At 43.7% G+C, this 19834-nt stretch carries 21 protein-coding genes and 1 riboswitch; of the genes, 11 read left to right on the plus strand and 10 right to left on the minus strand.

Translation table 11 applies throughout. The features are described 5' to 3' along the window. The 3 genes from HADU_RS12005 to HADU_RS12015 all read right to left on the minus strand — a co-directional run. The coding region (locus HADU_RS12005) for a DMT family transporter (RefSeq protein ID WP_081399013.1) at positions 1-915 on the minus strand (915 nt) is incomplete at its 3' end. Positions 916-921: 6 nt separating this feature from the next. After that, positions 922-1671, minus strand: a complete 750-nt coding sequence (gene rlmB, locus HADU_RS12010; RefSeq protein WP_008306825.1) for a 23S rRNA (guanosine(2251)-2'-O)-methyltransferase RlmB — start codon at positions 1669-1671, stop codon at positions 922-924. Between the two features lie 152 nt (positions 1672-1823). Continuing rightward, positions 1824-2147, minus strand: coding sequence for a pyrimidine/purine nucleoside phosphorylase (locus HADU_RS12015; protein ID WP_004810087.1), 324 nt, complete (start codon positions 2145-2147; stop codon positions 1824-1826). A gap of 418 nt (positions 2148-2565) precedes the next feature. Here HADU_RS12015 and recN point away from each other — a divergent pair, with 418 nt between their 5' ends. The 3 genes from recN to ruvX all read left to right on the plus strand — a co-directional run bounded on the left by recN (position 2566) and on the right by ruvX (position 5333). Further along, on the plus strand, positions 2566-4227 hold the full coding sequence (gene recN / locus HADU_RS12020; protein ID WP_008306828.1) for a DNA repair protein RecN: 1662 nt from the start codon (positions 2566-2568) through the stop codon (positions 4225-4227). Positions 4228-4342: 115 nt separating this feature from the next. Continuing rightward, positions 4343-4897: a YqgE/AlgH family protein gene (locus HADU_RS12025; RefSeq protein WP_004810091.1), complete on the plus strand. Its 555-nt coding sequence runs from the start codon at positions 4343-4345 to the stop codon at positions 4895-4897. After that, on the plus strand, positions 4890-5333 hold the full coding sequence (gene ruvX, locus HADU_RS12030) for a Holliday junction resolvase RuvX (RefSeq protein ID WP_004810094.1): 444 nt from the start codon (positions 4890-4892) through the stop codon (positions 5331-5333). Before HADU_RS12025 ends, ruvX begins: the two co-directional genes overlap by 8 nt. A gap of 94 nt (positions 5334-5427) precedes the next feature. On the opposite strand, the gene HADU_RS12035 is transcribed toward ruvX, so the two are convergent. Next, positions 5428-6051: an alpha-ketoglutarate-dependent dioxygenase AlkB family protein gene (locus HADU_RS12035; RefSeq protein ID WP_008306831.1), complete on the minus strand. Its 624-nt coding sequence runs from the start codon at positions 6049-6051 to the stop codon at positions 5428-5430. Positions 6052-6201: 150 nt separating this feature from the next. Here HADU_RS12035 and HADU_RS12040 point away from each other — a divergent pair, with 150 nt between their 5' ends. Next, positions 6202-8004: an ABC transporter ATP-binding protein gene (locus HADU_RS12040; RefSeq protein WP_004810098.1), complete on the plus strand. Its 1803-nt coding sequence runs from the start codon at positions 6202-6204 to the stop codon at positions 8002-8004. Between the two features lie 88 nt (positions 8005-8092). Here the strand turns inward: HADU_RS12040 and HADU_RS16030 are convergent, their stop codons facing one another. Then, complete coding sequence (locus HADU_RS16030) at positions 8093-8218, minus strand: hypothetical protein (protein ID WP_264653529.1); 126 nt, start codon at positions 8216-8218, stop codon at positions 8093-8095. Between the two features lie 108 nt (positions 8219-8326). Here HADU_RS16030 and HADU_RS15410 point away from each other — a divergent pair. Further along, positions 8327-9078 (plus strand): IS5 family transposase gene (locus HADU_RS15410; protein ID WP_228156260.1). Its coding sequence is split into 2 segments (ribosomal slippage): positions 8327-8561 and positions 8561-9078, totalling 753 coding nucleotides; the frame shifts between segments, so codons are not numbered across the junction. On the opposite strand, the gene HADU_RS12050 is transcribed toward HADU_RS15410, so the two are convergent. The 5 genes from HADU_RS12050 to HADU_RS12065 form a co-directional block, all read right to left on the minus strand. Then, positions 9039-9932 (minus strand): hypothetical protein, encoded by an 894-nt coding sequence (locus tag HADU_RS12050; RefSeq protein WP_008306836.1) that lies wholly within the window; start codon positions 9930-9932, stop codon positions 9039-9041. The genes HADU_RS15410 and HADU_RS12050 overlap by 40 nt on opposite strands. Then, complete coding sequence (locus HADU_RS12055; protein WP_227499361.1) at positions 9892-11025, minus strand: glycosyltransferase; 1134 nt, start codon at positions 11023-11025, stop codon at positions 9892-9894. The genes HADU_RS12050 and HADU_RS12055 overlap by 41 nt, the downstream gene beginning before the upstream one ends. Positions 11026-11042: 17 nt before the next feature. Then, positions 11043-11228: a hypothetical protein gene (locus HADU_RS12060; protein ID WP_008306839.1), complete on the minus strand. Its 186-nt coding sequence runs from the start codon at positions 11226-11228 to the stop codon at positions 11043-11045. A gap of 483 nt (positions 11229-11711) precedes the next feature. Then, the gene (locus tag HADU_RS16105) at positions 11712-11879 is read right to left on the minus strand and encodes a hypothetical protein (RefSeq protein WP_413540699.1); all 168 of its coding nucleotides are present in this window, start codon (positions 11877-11879) and stop codon (positions 11712-11714) included. Positions 11880-11884: 5 nt separating this feature from the next. Continuing rightward, a complete protein-coding gene (locus tag HADU_RS12065) occupies positions 11885-13054 on the minus strand; it encodes a TolC family protein (RefSeq protein ID WP_413540700.1) in 1170 nt (389 codons plus the stop codon). 293 nt (positions 13055-13347) lie between these two features. On the opposite strand from HADU_RS12065, the gene HADU_RS12070 reads away from it, so the two are divergent. The 6 genes from HADU_RS12070 to gluQRS all read left to right on the plus strand — a co-directional run bounded on the left by HADU_RS12070 (position 13348) and on the right by gluQRS (position 19797). Then, complete coding sequence (locus HADU_RS12070) at positions 13348-14388, plus strand: hypothetical protein (RefSeq protein WP_004810106.1); 1041 nt, start codon at positions 13348-13350, stop codon at positions 14386-14388. 91 nt (positions 14389-14479) lie between these two features. Then, positions 14480-14610: riboswitch (TPP riboswitch) on the plus strand. An 86-nt stretch (positions 14611-14696) separates the two neighbouring features. Then, positions 14697-16592: a phosphomethylpyrimidine synthase ThiC gene (thiC, locus tag HADU_RS12075; protein WP_004810108.1), complete on the plus strand. Its 1896-nt coding sequence runs from the start codon at positions 14697-14699 to the stop codon at positions 16590-16592. Positions 16593-16667: 75 nt separating this feature from the next. Further along, positions 16668-17291: an NUDIX domain-containing protein gene (locus tag HADU_RS12080; RefSeq protein WP_004810110.1), complete on the plus strand. Its 624-nt coding sequence runs from the start codon at positions 16668-16670 to the stop codon at positions 17289-17291. A 5-nt stretch (positions 17292-17296) separates the two neighbouring features. Beyond that, the gene (gene cpdA, locus HADU_RS12085) at positions 17297-18109 is read left to right on the plus strand and encodes a 3',5'-cyclic-AMP phosphodiesterase (RefSeq protein ID WP_008306841.1); all 813 of its coding nucleotides are present in this window, start codon (positions 17297-17299) and stop codon (positions 18107-18109) included. Between the two features lie 210 nt (positions 18110-18319). Further along, positions 18320-18847, plus strand: a complete 528-nt coding sequence (dksA, locus tag HADU_RS12090) for an RNA polymerase-binding protein DksA (protein WP_004810113.1) — start codon at positions 18320-18322, stop codon at positions 18845-18847. Between the two features lie 2 nt (positions 18848-18849). Continuing rightward, positions 18850-19797, plus strand: coding sequence for a tRNA glutamyl-Q(34) synthetase GluQRS (gene gluQRS, locus HADU_RS12095; protein ID WP_004810116.1), 948 nt, complete (start codon positions 18850-18852; stop codon positions 19795-19797). Positions 19798-19834 lie beyond the last annotated feature (37 nt).

Raw genomic sequence — 19834 nt, forward strand, 5'->3', positions numbered from 1 at the left:
CTTTTTTTGTTCTTCAAGTTTGATGGCCAAACTGTCCTGATGTTGCAGCCAGCGCCATGGCTGCAAGGCACCGATTGCCATCCCGATCAGACCACAGACCATCGCCAGACTCAGCGTTTCATTCAACAAGGGCACTGCCAGAATAGCCGCAATAAAAGGTGCCAGATTGGTAATACTGCCTGCTTTAAATGCGCCAAGCCGCTTAATCGCTTCCACATAAGTTAGAGTCGCAATAATAACCACAAACACCCCGTGGAAAAGTGTTTGAAATAGTAAATGGTGGGGCTCAGGTACAGTTAAATTTTTAGGTAAGAACAGCAGATAAATTGGTACATACACCACAGCCGACCAAATTGCCACGCCACACATGGCTTGCCAGGCAGACAGTTGATATTTACGTAACAACACCGTAAATATCCCCCATAAAATCGCACTGATGAAAAACAGGACATCCCCTGCCCCAAAGGCCACACCTGTTTCCTGATACATCAGTACGCTCATCAGACACAGCACCCCGATCATAATGCTCAGACTGATCCAGGTATGTTTATCAAAAGCCTGATTCATCAGAAAGTAAGCCATCACTGCGGTACACAACGGTATGCAGCCATTCAAAAAAATGGCGGCATGGGCAGTCGGTGCGTAATGGAATGCGCTATAAGCAAACAGGCAATACACCACTCCACCGATCATAGCCAGGATAAAAGATTCTTTTTTCAGTAAAAAAGAAGCCTCTTTACGATAGATTAAAATCGGCATGAGAATCAGAAAAGCCAGAGAGAAGCGTAGTGCGACGATATCCCAGGCACTGATATGCCAGATTGCATTCAGGCGAGCGGTTAAAGTAAAACCGCCCCAGATACACATGGTCGTTAAGAGGAAAAAATAACCTTGTGCACGTGTGGATAATCTCATCAGGGGTTAAGCATTACGCTGACGGCAGGCTTCATATAAAGCCATACCTGTTGCAACACTTACATTTAAACTTTGCAAGTTGCCTGCCATCGGAATATAAACCGTTTGATCACACTGACTTTGCGTAATTGGACGCAGACCGGTATCTTCCGCCCCCATTACCACGCAGACACCAGTACCAGTAAAATCAAATTGCTGAATTGGTAATGCTTTCTCATCCAGCATAGTCCCCACAACGCGGACATTAAAGTCGTCTTTGATCTGCCCCAGAGTACGTGCCAGATTAGTGACCTGAATAAATTTAACTTTTTCGGCACCACCGGCTGCGACTTTACGCGCTGTCGGTGTCAAACTTGCAGAACGGTCACGTGGCACGATTACAGCCACAACACCCATGGCTGCTGCCGTACGGATACAGGCACCGAGATTATGCGGATCGGTGACTTGGTCAAGCGCTAATAAAAGTGCTTGCGAATCTTGTTTTAAAAGCTCTTCTAAATCTTTTTCATTTAAAATTGGATGCGGACGTACTGCTGCTACCACCCCCTGATGGAACGGTAAACCTGCCAGTTTTTCCAGTTTGTCGCGACTAGCCTGTTGCACACTAATCCCAAACGGTTCAGCAAGCTCTAATACACGCTTTAAGCGCTGATCATCACGACCTTTCAGAGTAAACAGCGTCAGGACGCGTTCAGGCTCAAGCTCCAGTAATGACTCAACTGAATGTACGCCATAAAAATACTCAGGTTTAGCCATGAACGACCTCTAAATTAATTTGGGAAATATGCTGCAAAAGAAAAATCCTGCAAAGCCAGCTTCACAGGATTCCTGTATAAATGAAGTTTAACCGATTCGGCAGAAAATTTCCTGATCAGCTTCAGTCCGGTTAGGGAGATGAAATAATAAAATCAGCCTTCAAAATGACAAACGTAATCTAATACATCATCAGTTTCGATTTTGAAACGGCTATTGCCTGGCACGTAGAAAGACTGGCCAGCACGGAACAGTTCGCTTTCTTCACTATCTGCAATCTGCACACGGCACTCACCGGAAATGATTTCCATACGCTCAGGTACATGTGTTTCAAATGTAAGTGGGGTTTCAGTCGGTAGAATGACTCCCAGGGTTTTTTTCGTACCATCTTCAAACTGAACCACATGGCTGATGCACAGACCGCCAAAATATACATTTGATTTCTTAAGTACTGAAACATGGTCAAACTGAGCTGACATCCGTTTATCTCCAGAGCACGGGTTTTATAATATTGGAATGGCTGTAGTTTAAATGCGCATTCCTAACTAATCAATCGAAGTTTGCCTGGCTCAGCTTAAAATTTTCTGTATATATTTTGTACATATATTCAATAAGCAAATATATAAAATAAAGTGATTTAAAGGAGGATGAACAATTCTGCCATGCAAAATCAAATTTAGTAGGATTCGCTGAACTGTAGGGAGTAATCACTTTTATGGGAAGATTGACCTGCTTTAGTCGTGCATACTGACAATACTACAAAATCTGCTTGTATCATTGACCACAATATAAGATAGAATCAAAGGGTTTCATCCTGATTTATAATGACATACATGATCTGATGCATATCAGATCCTACTTGATTTCAATCAAACTTTTCGCAGCTTGGATGCGTGTATGCTGACACATTTAACTCTGATCAACTTTGCCTTAGCTGACCACCTGGCCATTGATATTCATCAAGGTTTTAACGTGCTCACCGGCGAGACCGGCGCTGGTAAATCTTTGTTGCTGGACGCCCTCTCGGCCTGTCTGGGTGAACGCACCGATACCAACTATGTGCGCTATGGTTCAGAAAAAGCCGATGTGACAGCAACCTTCAGTTATCAGGACAATAGTCCCGAAGCGCTTTGGCTTAAAGAGCATGAACTGGATGATGAGTCGGGTGAAATCCATCTGCGTCGGGTGATTTTTGCTACGGGACGTAGCAAGGCATGGATTAATGGCCGTCCAAGCAGTCTGTCTGAACTGAAAGAAATTGGCCGTTTACTGGTACAACTGTATAGCCAGCACAGCCAGCAACAGCTACTGGAGCCGCCTTACCCAAAACACTGGTTGGACCGTTATTATAATTTTTATGAGCCCGCCCAAGCAGTTCGTGATGCATACAGTACTTGGCATAAAAATATCCGCCAGCATCAGGCAGCACTTGATGCTCAAGCCACCCGTAAACAGCGCATGGAAACACTGGAACTGCAGCTCGAAGAACTTGAAGATGTAGTACAGATTGAGTATCAGGAAATTGAACAGGAATTTGATCGTCTCTCTCATCATGAAGCGATCATGCAGGACTGTGTCTATAGTCTGAATGGCCTGGATGAAGCGGAACAGAATATTAATCAGGAGCTTTCTTCTATCCTGCGTCGTGTAGAATCCCATGCTGGTCGCAGTGAGCAGCTTTCTGAAATCCACACTTCTTTGCTCAATGCGCAGAGTGAAATTGAAGATGCTACAGTCAACCTGCGTCATTTTATGGATCGTCAAAGTTTTGATCCTGAACGTATGGAAGAGCTGAACTCACAACTTGAAGTGTTTCACCGTCTTGCACGTAAATACCGTACCCAACCTGAATTATTAAAGGAAGAGTATGAAACCTGGCAGGCTGAACTAGCGCAATTGCATCAACTCGAAGATCCAGAAACACTGGCGGAACAAGTCGAATTGTCTTATCAGGAGTTTCTGGCCAAAGCACGGCATCTGGATGAGATTCGTCGTGAAGCAGCTGGTCCATTGGCAAAACAACTGACGGAACAGGTCAAACAGCTTGCCCTGCCAGAAGCCTATTTTGAATTTAAATTTGAACCACTTGATGAACCAAACAGTGAAGGCTTGAGCTTTATTCAGCTGCTATTTACTGCCAATAAAGGCATTCCGGCACAGCCGCTGGCACGCGTGGCATCCGGTGGTGAACTGTCCCGTATTGCACTGGTAATGCAAGTGATGAATGCTGAGAAAACTGAAGCTGAAGTCTTGGTCTTTGATGAGATTGATGTCGGCATCAGTGGGGGTACGGCGGAAATTGTGGGACGTCTGTTGGCCGATCTGGCGCAGCATGTACAAATTCTGTGTATCACCCATCAGGCACAGGTCGCAGCACAGTCTGATCAGCATCTGCTGGTGAAAAAGCAGCAAACCGATCCGGCTAGCAGCACAATTCTTGACTTGGAAGAAGATGAACGCATTCAAGAGCTTGCACGAATGACAGGCGGTGTGGAAATTAATGAAACAACACTGCAACACGCGCGTCAATTACGTCAGCTAAAGTTTCAGCATGTTTAAAAATATTACAATGCTCACAAAAAACTGTTGGTGAATTAACAAAGCTCTAGTAAGTTAAAGGTGAAGATCACACGATTTCTTTGCCAAGAAATTGATTTTAAGGAGAAGCTTTTCGGTGAACAAACAATATTTGACACACCGTTGTCTGATTGCTCCACCAGAAATGCGTGACGATTTTTTTGCCAACACGGTCATTTATCTCGCACGACATGACGAAGATGGAGCGCAAGGCATCATTATTAATCGACCTGCAGGCATTCAGATCAAAGAATTATTGAATGATCTTGAAATCGAAGCAGATAATGTCAATCCTCATGAAGTGTTGCAAGGGGGCCCATTGCGACCTGAAGCCGGTTTTGTGCTGCACACCGGTCAGCCTACCTGGCATTCTTCAATTGCCGTTGGTGAAAATGTCTGTATCACGACATCCAAGGACATTCTAGATGCCATCGCCCACAACCAAGGTGTCGGACGTTACCAGATTGCACTTGGCTATGCCAGCTGGGGTAAAGGCCAGTTGGAAAAAGAAATTGCTAAAGGTGAGTGGCTGATTTGTGAATCGGATATGGATTTAATTTTTAATTTACCTTATGACGACCGTTGGGATGCTGCCTATAAAAAGATGGGCGTAGATCGAAACTGGTTGTCTTCTGAGATTGGACATGCCTGATGTAAACGCGCCACAGATGATTATGGCGTTTGACTTTGGTACACAAAAAATGGGCATGGCGGTTGGACAATCCCTGATTGAAAGTGCCAATCCTCTTGCCTTGTTCCCGATGAAAGATGGAATCCCCAACTGGGATACATTACTGAAAATCGTCAAGCAATATCAACCGACTTTATTTTTAGTCGGTCTACCGCTGAATATGGATGATACAGAATCTGAACTTTCTGCGCGTGCACGCAAATTTGCCCGCCGTTTACGTCATCAAACCAATATTGAAACCTTGATGGTCGATGAACGTCTCACTACACGTGAAGCGCGGGATGAATTAGAGAGTTATCAGACTCAAGGTCGAGCTAAAAAGTTAGCTGCTGACAGTATTGCAGCAGCGCTATTTATTGAAAGCTGGTATCGACATCCGGTCGGAGTGAATCCTTAAAATAAAAAGCATCCAGATGGATGCTTTTTTTAATGGATAGGTGAAACAAGAAATCTTAAATAAATACGCATATAATATTGCTCCTTCTATATTTCTAATTTTCGGGATAAAAATAGCGAAAGGTCAGATTGATCCGTGGCGTAATGACCTTTGTGGTCTTGCTAATTTGATGTTTCCAGAACTGCTGGGTTTGCCCACGCATCACAATCAGCTGCCCACTTTGAAGCAGCAACTCTACCAGATTCCCAGTATAGTTATGCTTAAAACGCATTTTGCGGGTAGCACCAAAACTTAAAGAAGCAATGACAGTTTCATGCCGTTTTGACATCAAGCTGGCTTCATTATCACTATGCCAGCCCATGCCCTGCTGACCATGTTCATACAGGTTGGCCAGACAGGAATTAAAGGGATGACCTACCCGCTGTTCAATATGCTGTTTCAATCTCAATAATGCTGGCTGCCAGATATGGGCTTTCTTCAAGCTGCCCGAATAATGATATTGGTAATTTGCATCACCATACCAGGCAATTTTACGGGCAGTAACATGATGCTTGCCAAAGAGAAAAACCTCGTCCTGCTCCCAAGCCAGATGCTGCAAAAAATAGTCGAGATATTTCTGACTTTGCTCTCCATTCAAAATCAGACCATAGTCTTCTACCACCCCGTCACAGGGCAAAAGATTGGTTTGAGACTGAGGTGAAAATAAATCCAGTGTCATGTCAGTTTCATTCTCTTTAGAGCTTTTATCCTGTCAGTTTCGCTTTCTGCACACAACTAAAATTGCACAAATCAATACAAATCAGTTTCTTGTGAATGATCATTCAGGGGCATAAACTTGTTTTAACTTTCACAATAAAAATAATATTGCATGGATCTTTGGCAACTCTTTCACAAGCTGCGTCCCTTTGTCCGTCCTTACCGGCTGCTGGTGATTGCGACCCTGATATTGACCCTGATCGGTTCATTTACCGCTCAGGTCAACGCGATCACTTTGCAATATGCGGTCGACAGTATCAATAAGCTGCTTGAAGCAGGTGAAGGACTGAATGAGGGCTGGCATATCCTGATTACCATTTCAGCGATCTTGCTGGTGAAAGAAGTGATTAATGCTTTTGTGCAGTTTGGACAAAAATTCTATGGGGAAAAGTTGCGAATTTTTGTATCTCAGGATCTGGCACAAGGCATTATTGAAAAGTTTCTGACCTATCGATTGGCTTTTTTTAATCAGGACAATAACCAGGCCGGTAAATTACAAACCCGTATTGACCGTGGCATTGGCTCACTGACGCGTCTGGTGCAGATCTTCTTTATTGATATCCTGCCGCTATTTACCAGCGCAATTGTAGCTTTGGGCCTGATGTACTATGCCAATATTTATGTGGGTATGGTAGCCACGGCAATTGTACCAATTTACTTCTGGCTGACCTACAAACAGGCACAAAAACTGGGCGGCTGGCGCCGTAGTTTAAGAGATGGTCGCGAGAAAAAGAGTCAGGGCATTCTCAGTATTATTAACTCGATAACCGTAATTAAATCCTTTAACCGTGAGTCGATTGAGTCCGAAAAGCAGCTCGGCCTACAGCGTGAACTGACCGATAATCAGATGAAAACCCGTCAAACCAGTTTTCTGTTTGATGGTCTGAAAACCTTTATTGAGCAGATTGGCATCGTCCTTATCATTATTCTGACCGCTTATTTTGTGCTTGCTGGTCAGATGAGTATTGGCATGATCATGTATCACGTGCTGCTGTTTAATAATGTCTCGGCACCGATCCGTTCATTGCACCGGATTTATGATGAAGTCAATGATGCCATGATCTATTCCGAGAGCTTCTTTAATATTCTGGAAGCAGATCATGAAATTGAATCCAGTGGACAGCAGAAACCACCTGTTCAGGGCAAATTTCAGCTGAGCCATGTCGAATTCTATTATCCGAATGGACACCATGCGCTGAAAGATATCAACATGGAAATCCGCCCTAACAAGATCACTGCGCTGGTCGGTTTATCGGGTGCGGGTAAATCCACTTTGATTAGTTTACTGGATAAATTTTATGAACCACAGCAAGGCAAGATCACCTTGGATGGTATTGATCTTCAGGATTATGACACCCAGTATTTACGTGATCATATTGGCTTAGTTCTACAGAAAAATCATATTTTTCAGGGCACGATTTTTGACAATATCCGTTATGGCAAGACCAGTGCCAGTATGCAAGATGTCATTGAGGCCGCACAGAAAGCTTCGATTCATGAACAGATCTTACAGTTGCCCAATGGTTATGATTCCGATGCCTTGCAGCTTTCTGGCGGACAGCAGCAGCGCATTGCCTTGGCACGCATGTTCCTGAAAAATCCGCCGATTATTTTTCTGGATGAACCGACTGCCAGCCTGGATGCCATTGCTGCTGAACAGATCAAGCAGAGTCTGGATCAGATCAAGCAAGGTCGTACCGTGATTATTATCTCGCATAGCCTGTCGCAGATTATTGATGCAGATTATACCTACGTGATGAAAGAAGGCGCGATTGCTGAACATGGCGAGCATGATCAGCTTTATCATCAGGACGGCGTGTATAAGCAAATCTTTGACGCGATGGCAAAGAGCCTCAATATCGAAAAGATTGCCAAGACCTTTGAGGAAGATGCAGAAGAGGAAACACATAGTTAAAAAGCTGAAAAAGTTCTATTCCCTCAAACATAGATCTAAAGAAAAAGCGGCCTAATAGACCGCTATTCAGCAAACCAGTTCACTTTGCCTAAAAGCGTAAAATCCACTCACCTCGAACATAACGATAGTTATAATCTGGCCCATAGAAAGAAGCACTGCGGTTATATCCAGCATTCAGACGCAAAAACTGCTCACCACGTACAGGACTTTGCAAGTTCAATTCAAATAATCGTGTGTTCTGACTAGGGCGTGTCCTCATTTGAAGAATTGGTTTTAAATACTTAAAATCCTCCTTTGAGTTATTTTTATTTCTATATTTTCAATGGCACGTACTCTTCTTACCGATGATATCTGGCAGCAAATTCAAGATACTATGCGATTACATGGTTGCTACCGTTCAAAGAATAGTAGAAATATCATGGAAGCGATCTTATGGAAACTGCGTACAGGCGCCACATGGCGTGATATTCCTCAAGAATTTTGTCCTTGGCAAACTGCTTATAATCGTTTTAATCGTTGGGCAAGCAAGGGATTGTGGAATAAATTTTTTTTAGATTACGAGGCGTCTTGGATCAAGAATGGGTATTCATTGACGGAAGCTACATACGCGTGCATCAACATGCAAGTGGAGCTCGGCATGGTTTCGAAAGAGCAATTGGACAATCACGTGGTGGACGAACAACAAAAATACATCTTGCAACCGATGCGAATGGATTACCGATTGATTTTAAAATCACTGGGGGTGGCGTCCACGACAGTCAAGTTGCAAAACAACTGATTGATACTGTAGGCGAGGCAACTTATCTCATTGCTGATAAGGGGTATGATGCTGAGCACATTAGAATATATGCCCAGAACAAGGATATGATTCCCATCATTCCAATGAGATCAAATAGTAAAAGATCGAATAAGGAGTTTGATAAATATCTATATAAATTAAGACATTTAGTTGAAAATGTGTTTGCGAGATTGAAGCATTTCCGAGCGATTGCAACCCGATTTGATAAGCTTGCACGAAATTACCAGTCTATGATTTACATTGCTTGCATGTTTATTTGGTGTAAAGCCAAATGAGGACACGCCCTAGCATCATCATTAATTTTTTCACGGCCTAGCCCGGCAGTAATACCGGTGGTCCATCCGGAAATACGTTTACGCCAGCCGATAGCAAACATACTTTCTTGATAATCTTTCGGATTGAAGTACTCGCCCCCTACATCCGTCTCACTACTGCGATAAGTGCGATATCGGGCTTGCAATGTCAGGCCTAGGTCAAGTGAAGGCTGATAGATAAGCCTAACTCGGCCATGATCACGGCGGTTATCATCTGAAAAGAGCTGTGAACCCGCTACTCCTACTACGGTGACATGATCTCCCAGACCTTGATCCAGTGCAGCGCCCACAAAAGTAAAATGTGTTCCATGTTCTAAAGCAGCTTGGGTTTCAACCCAATCTCGGTTAGCAAAAACTTCAATAGCTGTCTTTTCTGCAAGAAGCGTACGATAACTACCATCGAAGGCTAATAAAGTATGATCACCTTGCTCGAATAGCCCCGCTTCTAAGACCCAGCCATTAGCGGTAGCAGATTCAATATCACGTCCAATAAATGAGATCTTCTGACCATCTTGTTTCCAGTCATCAGCTCTATATTGATAAGCACTGCCACGTACCCCTAAATAATGATCAGCATCTTCATATTGAGGCAAAAATTCTGCTGATAATTTACGAGTCTGGAAACCTTCGCTATCGTCACTGAAAAAGAATTCAGTTCCAGCCGCATGCTCTTTTCCAATTTTCTCTTCTTGTAATACATCTGCATAATTACTGGTACTCGTCATACTAATGATTAAAGCAACACCATACAGACAGATTTTATAACTTCTCATTTTATTTTGTCCCCCAGGTTTTTCTTGTTCTGAAAACTTCATCCAGATATCCTAAAATACTGGCGGGTTGTAGCAAAAAACTATAGGTCAGCACATACAGTAAGAAACCAACAAAATTTTTTCTTACTTTGAGATCTAAATCTTTAAACATGCTCCGCTCAATCTTGTAATTAAGTAGACCAAGTAGGAATGCCAGTGGCAATAGTGCAAGAGTCATAATCCCAACGATCCAATAGTGTCCAAAGCATGCCAAGATGAGCCCCGGGATAAAGCCAAAAGTAAAAGCAATATCTAACCAGGGAAAAAATAAATTCCAATGAATAAAAAATGTAGACAATCTTGGTTTAATTAAAATAGTGGGATGTTTAATAAAGGCTTCGATCATACCACGTGCCCAACGCTGACGTTGTTTGACAAAGACTTTAAGAGTCATGGGTGCATTGGTAAATAAACAGGCATCCTCACAATGCCCAACACGATAGCCTGCTTTTAATAAAGCCCAGGTCAGCACAATATCCTCACCTACACATTCAGGCCACCCTCCCACCTCAATTAATGCATCACGGTCATAAATAGAAAAAGCACCTTGAGCAACTAGGGTTCCTTGATATAAAGATTGCAAACGTTTAGTAGCAGCGATGCCCAGAAAATAATCCCATTCCTGCACCTTGGTAAGCATATTTTCACGAGAATTACGCACCAGAATCTTGCCAGCCACAGCACGTGTATTAGGGGGATCTAACTTGTAACGCTCAACAATATTAATCAATGCCACTTTATGTAAATAAGAGTCAGCATCAACGGTAATGATAAGAGCATGTTCGGCAATTTTTAAACCTTGATTTAATGCATTGGCTTTACCTGCATTTTTCTTTAAATCCAGCAAGGCTAGCCAAGGATATTTGGCTTCAGCCTGTCGAACAATATCTGCTGTATTATCTTGGGAGCCATCATTGATAACGATTACTTGTAATGGTCCTGGATATTTTTGCAGAGCAATACTGACCAGTGTATCTTTAATTGAGGCAGCTTCATTATAGGCAGCAACCAGCATTGTAATCCCAGGATAAACGGGTAAAGGTTCTCGCTTCGGTCTTCGATCCATCAGCAGACTAAAAGCTGCAAATGAATTCATAAAACCAGGAATAATAGCTATACCATATACGAAAAAATAGCCGCAAATTGACCAATATAATTACTCAGATCATCTATCCAATCTTGAGCGATCCATATTGAAAATCCTGCCCAGAAGCAGGCACCAATAAATGCTACAACGAACTTAAGCTGTACAGTAAAGTAAAGCCCAGACCCTGCTTTTTTATTTTCATCTATGATCATAGATTTTTTCTTCAATGCGTGAATTTGCTTAATAGGATGCCTAAACCATCCTAAATAGAATTGATTATGTGATCAGAAGAAATGCGGGTATTTTTCTTATATAAATATCTGCTGCATTAAATATGCCTGCGTGAATTCAAGAACTACTTCACACTTTCAAGGGAGATTGGATCACATTTCGCACAATTGTACGCTTTTTTGTATTATTTTTTATTAAAAAATATATTTTTTGTAACTTTTACATTGGTTTATTGCTTAAAAATTATTAACATTTAAATGATTCACTATCTTAAACAAATAATTAGGATTTCATTTTTATTAATTTATAATAAAAATTTACTATAAATCGACATCTCATTATAGCTTTATTTACCTAGAAAATTAACGCTGCATCGAACCGTATTAGAGAGAAATCCCCCCTGTCCTAAAGCACTGCAATAATGAAAGTAGGGTGGCAATCTATTCAAAAGAGCTTGCTAGATTTTAGTTATATTCTACTAGCCAGGCATTCATTTCCGCTAGCTGCTGTTCATTGAGCTGCCCTACTGAGGCCTGCAACTGCAGCACATGAATCAGGTAATCATACTTAGCATTCAGATAATCAGTTTTGGCAGAAAAAGCATTACGCTGTGCCAGCAGCACATCCACCATAGCTTTCAGCCCTTCCTGATATTGTGCTCGGGATGCTTGGGAACAATTTCTGCTGATTCCATTGCCGCCTTGCGGGCATTCAGCTTGGCTTCATCTGTTTCCACCTGTAGATAAGACTGTTTCACATCGGTATTGGCTCTACGCATCGCAGCATCCAGCTGGGCATCGCTACGCTGCACCAGCACCCCTGCTTTTTGGATATTCTTGCTGGTACGGCCACCGCTAAACAGATTCCAGTTGACCTCTACTCCGACCTGATCAAAGTCTCCATTAGAAGATAAAACGGTTTCTGGCGTCTGTTTCAAATAACCATAAGTTGCCACTGCTTCAACTTGCGGATAGCGTGCTGCTTCTTCAACACGTTTGGCATCTTCGGAATAACGTTTTTGCAGACGAGCCTGTAGAATTTCCAGGTTCTGGCTTTGTGCCAGTTCGGTCCAGGACTGGATATTGGCTGGTAATGGTTTCTGGAACTGGAAATCATTGCGTAGGACCGCCAGATTATCCTGATAAGGACCAATTAACTGCGCCAGTTGCTCCTGTGCCAACACCAACTGTACTTGGGTAGCGATTCGGTTAGCCTGGGCACTCTGATATTGGGCATTGGCTTCGCTGACATCACTGCGTGCAACCAGACCTTCTTTAAGTTTGGCATTCATCATGCGCAACTGTTCCGCCAGCGCCTGCTCTTCCTGCAAATAGGCACCGGTCAGGGATTGCTGACGTAATACATTAAAATAAGCTTCTGCCACCTGCAGAATATGCTGCTGCTTCTGCAAGCGTAGATTAACTTCGCTCAGTTCTACTGAGGTTTTGACCTGCTTGTATCCCTGCCAGGCATCCCAGCGAAACAAAGGTTGACGCGCAGTCACAGCAATCTGTCGGGTGGTTGTACTTGAACTCTGTAATTCTCCAAATTCCGCAGGCAAGCCTTGTGTTCCAGAATTATCAGTCGACTGGTTTTTTCGGGTCACATTTCCCGACAAGCTTACAGTTGGAAGTAAATTGCCGCCGGCAATTCCAAGATTCAGCTGGTCGGCTTCATATTGCAGCACATTGGCCTGCCAGTTTGGATCATTTTGTTTGGCACGTTCATACGCCTCAACCAAGTCCAGTGCCCATCCGGCAGAACTTGAACACAATAGGCTGGCACTAAGGATGAATTTTATCTTCATTTATAATGTGAATCCCTAACTGCTGTATCGTCATACCTAACAAAATATAGCCAAATGCTTGAATCTTAAAGTGATACAAATATTACTTGTCTATTCCTAAACTTACGTATGATTTTTATTAATTTTTTTAATTCAAATAAGTGAACTTATCCTATATTGATTCACATTTTTGAATCGATGACAACAGCTTAACAAACAGCTTCACAATACTAAACAGTCTGTTGGCACAAGATGTATACAATAGGCGCATTCCCCGCTGTTATTCATTATTTGTATCAGAGCATAGAGTTATAGTGTCTACACGTTTTTCCTCAATTTTAGTTGCCAGCTGCCTTGCCCTGTTGCTGTTGCTGATGCTTGCCTGTCAGCAGCCCAAACAGCCGCAGGTCGAAATTGAGCCTGCTGAAACCAGTGTCAAGAAAAATACTGCAACTCAAGATTTTAGCCTGATGTGCCAGAATATTGAAAAACAGATGGCTGAAATTGATGACCAGCGCACGACTTTTGCGCTTGAGCAGATCAATCAGAATCTTAAAGTGTGTCTGCCACTGTTAGAGCATAAACAGCAAAAAAACCTGATGCGTCATGCCAATGCCATGTATAGCCGTTTCCTGAAAGTTGAAAGAACACCAGCCCAGCAACGTGCATTTGAACAATATGCGCTGGAAATGGCTCAACATCCGACCATTCAGCAAAGTCATTTTGTTGAACTGACTGCCCGTGACCAGTACCTGCTTAAACATAAAGGACAAGCATATGTCGAAGTGGTGGAGCAAGGGCAACAGCAACTGACTTATCGTCGTAGTCCTGAATATTTGGCTCGTATCTTTGCACCTTATCTCCCGGCAGCAGAACGTGCTTTTATTGAAACTTTATCTCAGCAGAATCTTGAACCAGTATTCACGCAACAACGCTTAATGATTGAACCTGCTGAAATTGCTGCGCGTATTCTGGACTGGGAGGATTATCTCAAGCGTTTTCCGCAAAGCCCTTACCAAAAGGATGCTGAATATCTGCTACAGCAATACAGCTACTTCCTGTTTCATGGCATGAATAGTGCGCCAATTTCCCAGGATTACCGGGATCGTTATGCCGTTGATCATAGCCATCTGGAAACCATTATCGGTCTGTCTAAAGGCAATGAAGGTGGCATCACTTCCAAGGCACAACGCTTTCTAGAATTTCTGGATATGAATGAAGAGCAGCGCAAACAGGTGCTTGACAGCGAATATCAGAACCGTTCAACCTGGGAACAGATTGCACATTATTCCGGAATTCAGATGCCAGCCCAAGACTATAAAAAAGACTGTTTCAGGGACGCCATCTGTTTATAACAGCCTTTTTCCCTGAAATCTTTACTGCATATTTCTGCTAGAAAGTAGCGAATCACGTCTACTTTTTATCCCCTAACTATTATATGATCGCCTGAGCTTGACGGAGCGCGAGTAATCACTCGCTGAGATCACCAAAATAGCCTTTTAAAGTGCAATTTGATGGTGAGTACCGTTGAACCTGATCAGGTTAAGACCTGCGTAGGAATCAAGCCTCTAAAAACTTAAAGCCCTCTTTCTATCTATAAGATAGATCCGCCTGCGTTTTTGGTCGTGCTTGATTCGTTGATGTCATTCTAAGGATCATTGCCATGAACCAATTAACGAATCTCTCCACTCCCGCAACTGATGCTCATCATGAGCAGGAAGCTCGAGATCTCACCCGTATTTTACCAGCTTCCCGCAAGGTCTATATTCAAGGTTCACGCCCTGATATTCAGGTGCCAATGCGTGAAATCTCACTGACAGATACGCCGACTGGCCTGGGCGGTGAAAAAAATCTACCTTTAATGGTGTATGACACGTCTGGTGCTTATACCGATCCTGCAATCACGATTGACCTGAACAAAGGTCTGCCGCATGTACGCGAAAGCTGGATTGAACAGCGTGGTGATAGCGAAGTACTAGAAGACTTAAGTTCCGAATTTGGTCGCCAGCGCCTACGCGATATCCGTACTGCCAATATCCGCTTTGCACATATTCAAAAACCTCGTCGTGCTAAACGCGGTCATAATGTCAGCCAGATGCACTATGCCAAGCAAGGCATTATCACACCGGAAATGGAATACATCGCCATTCGTGAAAACCTGCGCCAGCGTGAAGGTGTCGACATGCGCCAGCATGCCGGACAGAACTTTGGTGCGAAAAACCTGACTGAAATCACACCAGAATTCGTGCGTCAGGAAGTTGCAGCGGGCCGTGCCATTATTCCAGCCAATATCAACCACCCTGAATGCGAACCGATGATCATCGGGCGTAATTTCCTGGTCAAGATTAATGCCAACATCGGTAACTCGGCACTGGGTTCATCGATTGAAGAAGAAGTTTCAAAAATGACCTGGGCAACCCGCTGGGGTGCTGACACGATTATGGATTTGTCTACAGGCCAGAATATTCATGAAACCCGCGAATGGATTATCCGTAACTCCCCTGTGCCAATCGGTACTGTGCCAATTTATCAAGCGCTGGAAAAAGTGAATGGCGTAGCCGAAGACCTGACCTGGGAAATCTTTAAAGACACCCTGATTGAACAGGCCGAACAGGGCGTGGATTACTTTACGATTCATGCTGGCGTGTTATTACGCTATGTCCCACTGACTGCGAACCGTCTGACCGGGATTGTATCCCGTGGTGGTTCAATCATGGCGCAGTGGTGTCTGGCCCATCATCAGGAAAACTTCCTGTACACGCACTTTGATGAAATCTGTGAAATCATGAAAGCCTATGATGTCTCATTCAGTCTGGGTGATGGTCTGCGTCCGGGCTGTATTCAGGATGCCAATGATGAAGCGCAATTCTCCGAACTGCGTACCCTAGGCGAACTAACCCATCGTGCCTGGGAACATGATGTACAGGTAATGATTGAAGGTCCGGGACATGTGCCAATGCATATGATCAAGGAAAATATGGATCTGCAACTGGAAGTCTGTAAAGAAGCGCCTTTCTATACATTGGGACCTTTAACCACCGATATCGCTCCGGGATACGACCATATTACTTCAGCCATTGGTGCCGCGATGATCGGCTGGTATGGCACCGCGATGCTGTGTTATGTGACGCCAAAAGAACATTTGGGTCTGCCAAATAAAAAGGATGTCAAAGACGGTATCATCACCTACAAGATTGCCGCACATGCAGCGGATCTGGCCAAAGGCCATCCGGGTGCACAGGCACGTGACAATGCCCTGTCCAAAGCCCGTTTTGAGTTCCGTTGGGAAGATCAGTTTAACCTGAGTCTGGATCCGGATACGGCGCGCAGCATGCATGATGAGACCATGCCGAAAGAGGCACATAAGTCAGCGCATTTCTGTTCGATGTGCGGTCCGAAATTCTGTTCGATGAAGATCACCCAGAATGTGCGGGATTATGCGAATAATCAGAAAAATGCACAGCAGGCAGCAGAACTCGATCCAGAGGTTGAAGCAGGTCTTAACAGCATGAAAACCAGCTTCATTGAAAGTGGTCGAAATTTATATCATAAAGTCTAATTCCCACTGAAAATCAGTTGTTTTTGCTAAAAACTCAGATAGGATGAAATAAATGTTTTCATCCTTTTCTGATTTATGAAGATTATTCAGCAAGCGTCCTATAACTATAATGATGTCGACCTGCAACAGCGCGAATATCTGTATCAAGGATTCGTGAAAGTCGAAAAAGTGCAGCTGAGTCATCGTCTTTTTGAGAGCAATGAATATATTCCTCCGATTCAGCGTGAACTGATTGCGCGGCGCCCTGCAGCTGGGGTGCTGATTTATAATGACCAACAACAAAAATTTGCCCTGATCGAGCAGTTCCGTATTGGTGCACTGGATGATACCGATTCCCCATGGCAGTTGGAAATCATTGCCGGGGTTTTAGATGGTGATGAATCTCCAGAGCACTGCATCCGTCGTGAAGCACTGGAAGAATCTGGCTGTGAAATCCAGGGGCTGCAACATCTGTATAGTTTCTATCCTTCAGCGGGTGCCTGCTCTGAACTGTTCCACCTTTATGTGGCTCAGGCAGAACTGCCTGAACATGGCGGTGTACACGGCATGCCGGATGAAGGGGAAAATATCCAGCTGCATATTTTTGATTATGCCCACCTTCCAGAATTATTCCGTTATAACCGCCTCAAAAATGCGCCCGTCATTATGGCATTACAATGGTTACAGCAACATATCTCAACAGCCTATCCAAAGGAGTAGATCAGATGACACAGACCTCTACTCCTGCATCTGAAAAAGTCTGGACGCTCATCCAGATTTCAGACACGCATCTGATGGACCAGCCTGAGCTTGAATTTGCCCGCATGAATCCGGAGCAAAGCTTTTTAGAGGTCGTACACGACATTCAGCACCGTTTTCCGCATATTGATGCGGTGGTACATACCGGAGATCTGGCCCAGGTTGCAGCAGAATCTACCTATCAACGTTACTTACAATTTATGCAGGCCTGGAATGTGCCGCATTATCAGATTCCGGGTAATCATGATGATTATCTCGCTATTTTCCCTTTTTATAAAAATAGTGATGAAGCGCATGCGATTAGCTTTGGTTGCTGGACGTTAATTCTGCTCAACAGTGCTGTAAAAGGCCGGGTCGATGGCTGGGTAGAACAAAAACAGCTGGATCAGCTGGAACAGTTATTGCTTGAGCATAGCAAGCAGTATGTGATCGTGGCCTGTCATCATCATCCTTTTGCGATGCAATCACACTGGATTGACCAGCATCGGCTGAAAAATTCGGAAGCATTGAAAGATGTGATTGCACGGCATACCAATGTCAAAATGGTGCTATTTGGACATGTGCATCAGGATTCTGAAAATGAATGGCAGGGCGTGCGCTATCTGTCCACTCCTTCAACCAGTGTACAGTTCAAACCCTTGAGCGAAAATTTTGCCTTAGACCAGGCACAGCCCGGCTATCGCGTATTACAATTAAAAGACAATGGTGAGTACCAGACTTACATTCAAAGGGTGGTTTTAAAGCAAGCTAAAATTAATACTGAAATTTCAGGTTATTAACTTTTCAATTTGTTTTTTTTGCTTTACTTTATTGCTCTTAAAGGAAACGTGATATCTACAATCCCGCCATCAAAGACTATCAAAACGCATAAAAAGTCTATATGATGACGACCCCCATAGGAGGATAATCCTTCTTCAGGGTGGATAAAAATTTGCATATCACCATATTTTTTGCGTAGTTACCTACGCATATGATGAGGAATGCCCTAAATGGCGAATGACAACCAAAATCAAGTCTTAGATGAACAAACTGATGTGGTAGATGAAAAAGCTACAAAACGTGTGCGCAAATCTAAGCCAAAAACGACTGAAGGTGGTTCTACTGCTAGCTTATTTGGTATCGAACCTTATCAACCGAAAAAAAATGAAGAATACATGTCTGAAGGTCAGCTTGAGCACTTCCGCCAGATTCTGCTGGCTTGGAAAGCTGAGTTGATGACTGAAGTTGACCGTACGCTGAATACCATGCAAGACGAAAATACGGCACTTCCAGATGTAAACGACCGTGCAACACAAGAAGAAGAATTTGCGATTGAACTACGTACCCGTGATCGTGAACGTAAACTGATCCGCAAAATCGAACAGTCTATCGAAGCAATCAAAAATGATGACTACGGTTTCTGTGAAACTTGTGGTATCGAAATCGGTCTGCGTCGTTTAGAAGCTCGTCCAACTGCGACTTTGTGTATTGACTGTAAGACCCTTGCTGAAATCAAAGAGAAGCAAAATAACGGTTAATCGTGACTGTTGAGAATTCCTCAGCCGAGCACAGCTCCCTTGCGGAGCATGCTCCTCATGCGCAGCGGCGAAACGATGTTTCGCTAACTCGCTACTCAGGTCGGTTCGCGCCATCGCCAACCGGCCCTTTACATTTTGGTTCCCTCATTACTGCAGTCGCCAGCTACTGCGATGCCCGTGCCCATCAGGGTCAATGGCTGGTTCGTATTGAAGATACCGACATTCCCCGCATTTATCCCGGTAGTGAAGATCATATTCTTCGTGCCATGGATGTCTTTGGTTTCGATCCCGATGCCGCAATCATTTTTCAGAAAGACCGCCTGGACATTTATGATGCTGTGATTGAACAGCTACGTCAGCAGGGTCTGGTCTATGCCTGCCAATGTACGCGCAAGATGCTCGGTTCCAATCATATCTATCAGGATACCTGTCGTGATTTAGGCTTAGCTTTCGGACATCAGGCGATTCGCTTAAAAGTTGAAGATGTCGAAATCTGTTTTGATGATCCGTTGCAAGGTCATCATTGCTCTAATCTTAAGCATGATCTGGGAGATTTTGTCCTGAAGCGCCGTGATGGCATCATTAACTATCAGCTGGCAGTCGTGGTGGATGATTATCTGCAAGGCATAACTCATGTGGTACGTGGCGCGGATCTGCTGGATAATACCGAACGTCAGATTTATCTAGGCCAATTGCTCGGCTACCCTCGTCTGCAGTATATGCACCTGCCACTCGCAATGAATGATCAGGGTCAGAAACTCTCTAAACAGAATCTGGCGCAGGCGCTCGATCTGACTCAAGCACCTGAGTTATTGAAAAAGGCCATCCGGGCTTTACACCAAGCTGAAGTTGAACTGGATACTCCGGAAAAAATGCTGAAACAGGCAGTGGCACAATGGAATATCGAACGGATTCCACACACAACTGAGCTACAAGGCTACTATTTATAAAGGGCTGTTTTGGCTTAAGCTAAAGAAAAATTCAGGT

Source organism: Acinetobacter sp. HA, assembly GCF_000264725.1.
GTDB classification, from domain to species: domain Bacteria; phylum Pseudomonadota; class Gammaproteobacteria; order Pseudomonadales; family Moraxellaceae; genus Acinetobacter; species Acinetobacter schindleri.

Bases quoted from the DNA above. Each gene is read 5' to 3' on its own strand.
- ruvX (WP_004810094.1), top strand. From the start codon at position 4,890: ATGCCTGATGTAAACGCGCCACAGATGATTATGGCGTTTGACTTTGGT.
- HADU_RS12055 (WP_227499361.1), bottom strand. From the start codon at position 11,025: ATGAATTCATTTGCAGCTTTTAGTCTGCTGATGGATCGAAGACCGAAG.
- thiC (WP_004810108.1), top strand. From the start codon at position 14,697: ATGAACCAATTAACGAATCTCTCCACTCCCGCAACTGATGCTCATCAT.
- HADU_RS12060 (WP_008306839.1), bottom strand. From the start codon at position 11,228: ATGATCATAGATGAAAATAAAAAAGCAGGGTCTGGGCTTTACTTTACT.
- dksA (WP_004810113.1), top strand. From the start codon at position 18,320: ATGGCGAATGACAACCAAAATCAAGTCTTAGATGAACAAACTGATGTG.
- HADU_RS12065 (WP_413540700.1), bottom strand. From the start codon at position 13,054: ATGAAGATAAAATTCATCCTTAGTGCCAGCCTATTGTGTTCAAGTTCT.
- HADU_RS12080 (WP_004810110.1), top strand. From the start codon at position 16,668: ATGAAGATTATTCAGCAAGCGTCCTATAACTATAATGATGTCGACCTG.
- HADU_RS12040 (WP_004810098.1), top strand. From the start codon at position 6,202: ATGGATCTTTGGCAACTCTTTCACAAGCTGCGTCCCTTTGTCCGTCCT.
- HADU_RS16105 (WP_413540699.1), bottom strand. From the start codon at position 11,879: ATGGTGGATGTGCTGCTGGCACAGCGTAATGCTTTTTCTGCCAAAACT.
- cpdA (WP_008306841.1), top strand. From the start codon at position 17,297: ATGACACAGACCTCTACTCCTGCATCTGAAAAAGTCTGGACGCTCATC.
- HADU_RS12035 (WP_008306831.1), bottom strand. From the start codon at position 6,051: ATGACACTGGATTTATTTTCACCTCAGTCTCAAACCAATCTTTTGCCC.
- HADU_RS12015 (WP_004810087.1), bottom strand. From the start codon at position 2,147: ATGTCAGCTCAGTTTGACCATGTTTCAGTACTTAAGAAATCAAATGTA.
- recN (WP_008306828.1), top strand. From the start codon at position 2,566: ATGCTGACACATTTAACTCTGATCAACTTTGCCTTAGCTGACCACCTG.
- HADU_RS12050 (WP_008306836.1), bottom strand. From the start codon at position 9,932: ATGAAGTTTTCAGAACAAGAAAAACCTGGGGGACAAAATAAAATGAGA.
- rlmB (WP_008306825.1), bottom strand. From the start codon at position 1,671: ATGGCTAAACCTGAGTATTTTTATGGCGTACATTCAGTTGAGTCATTA.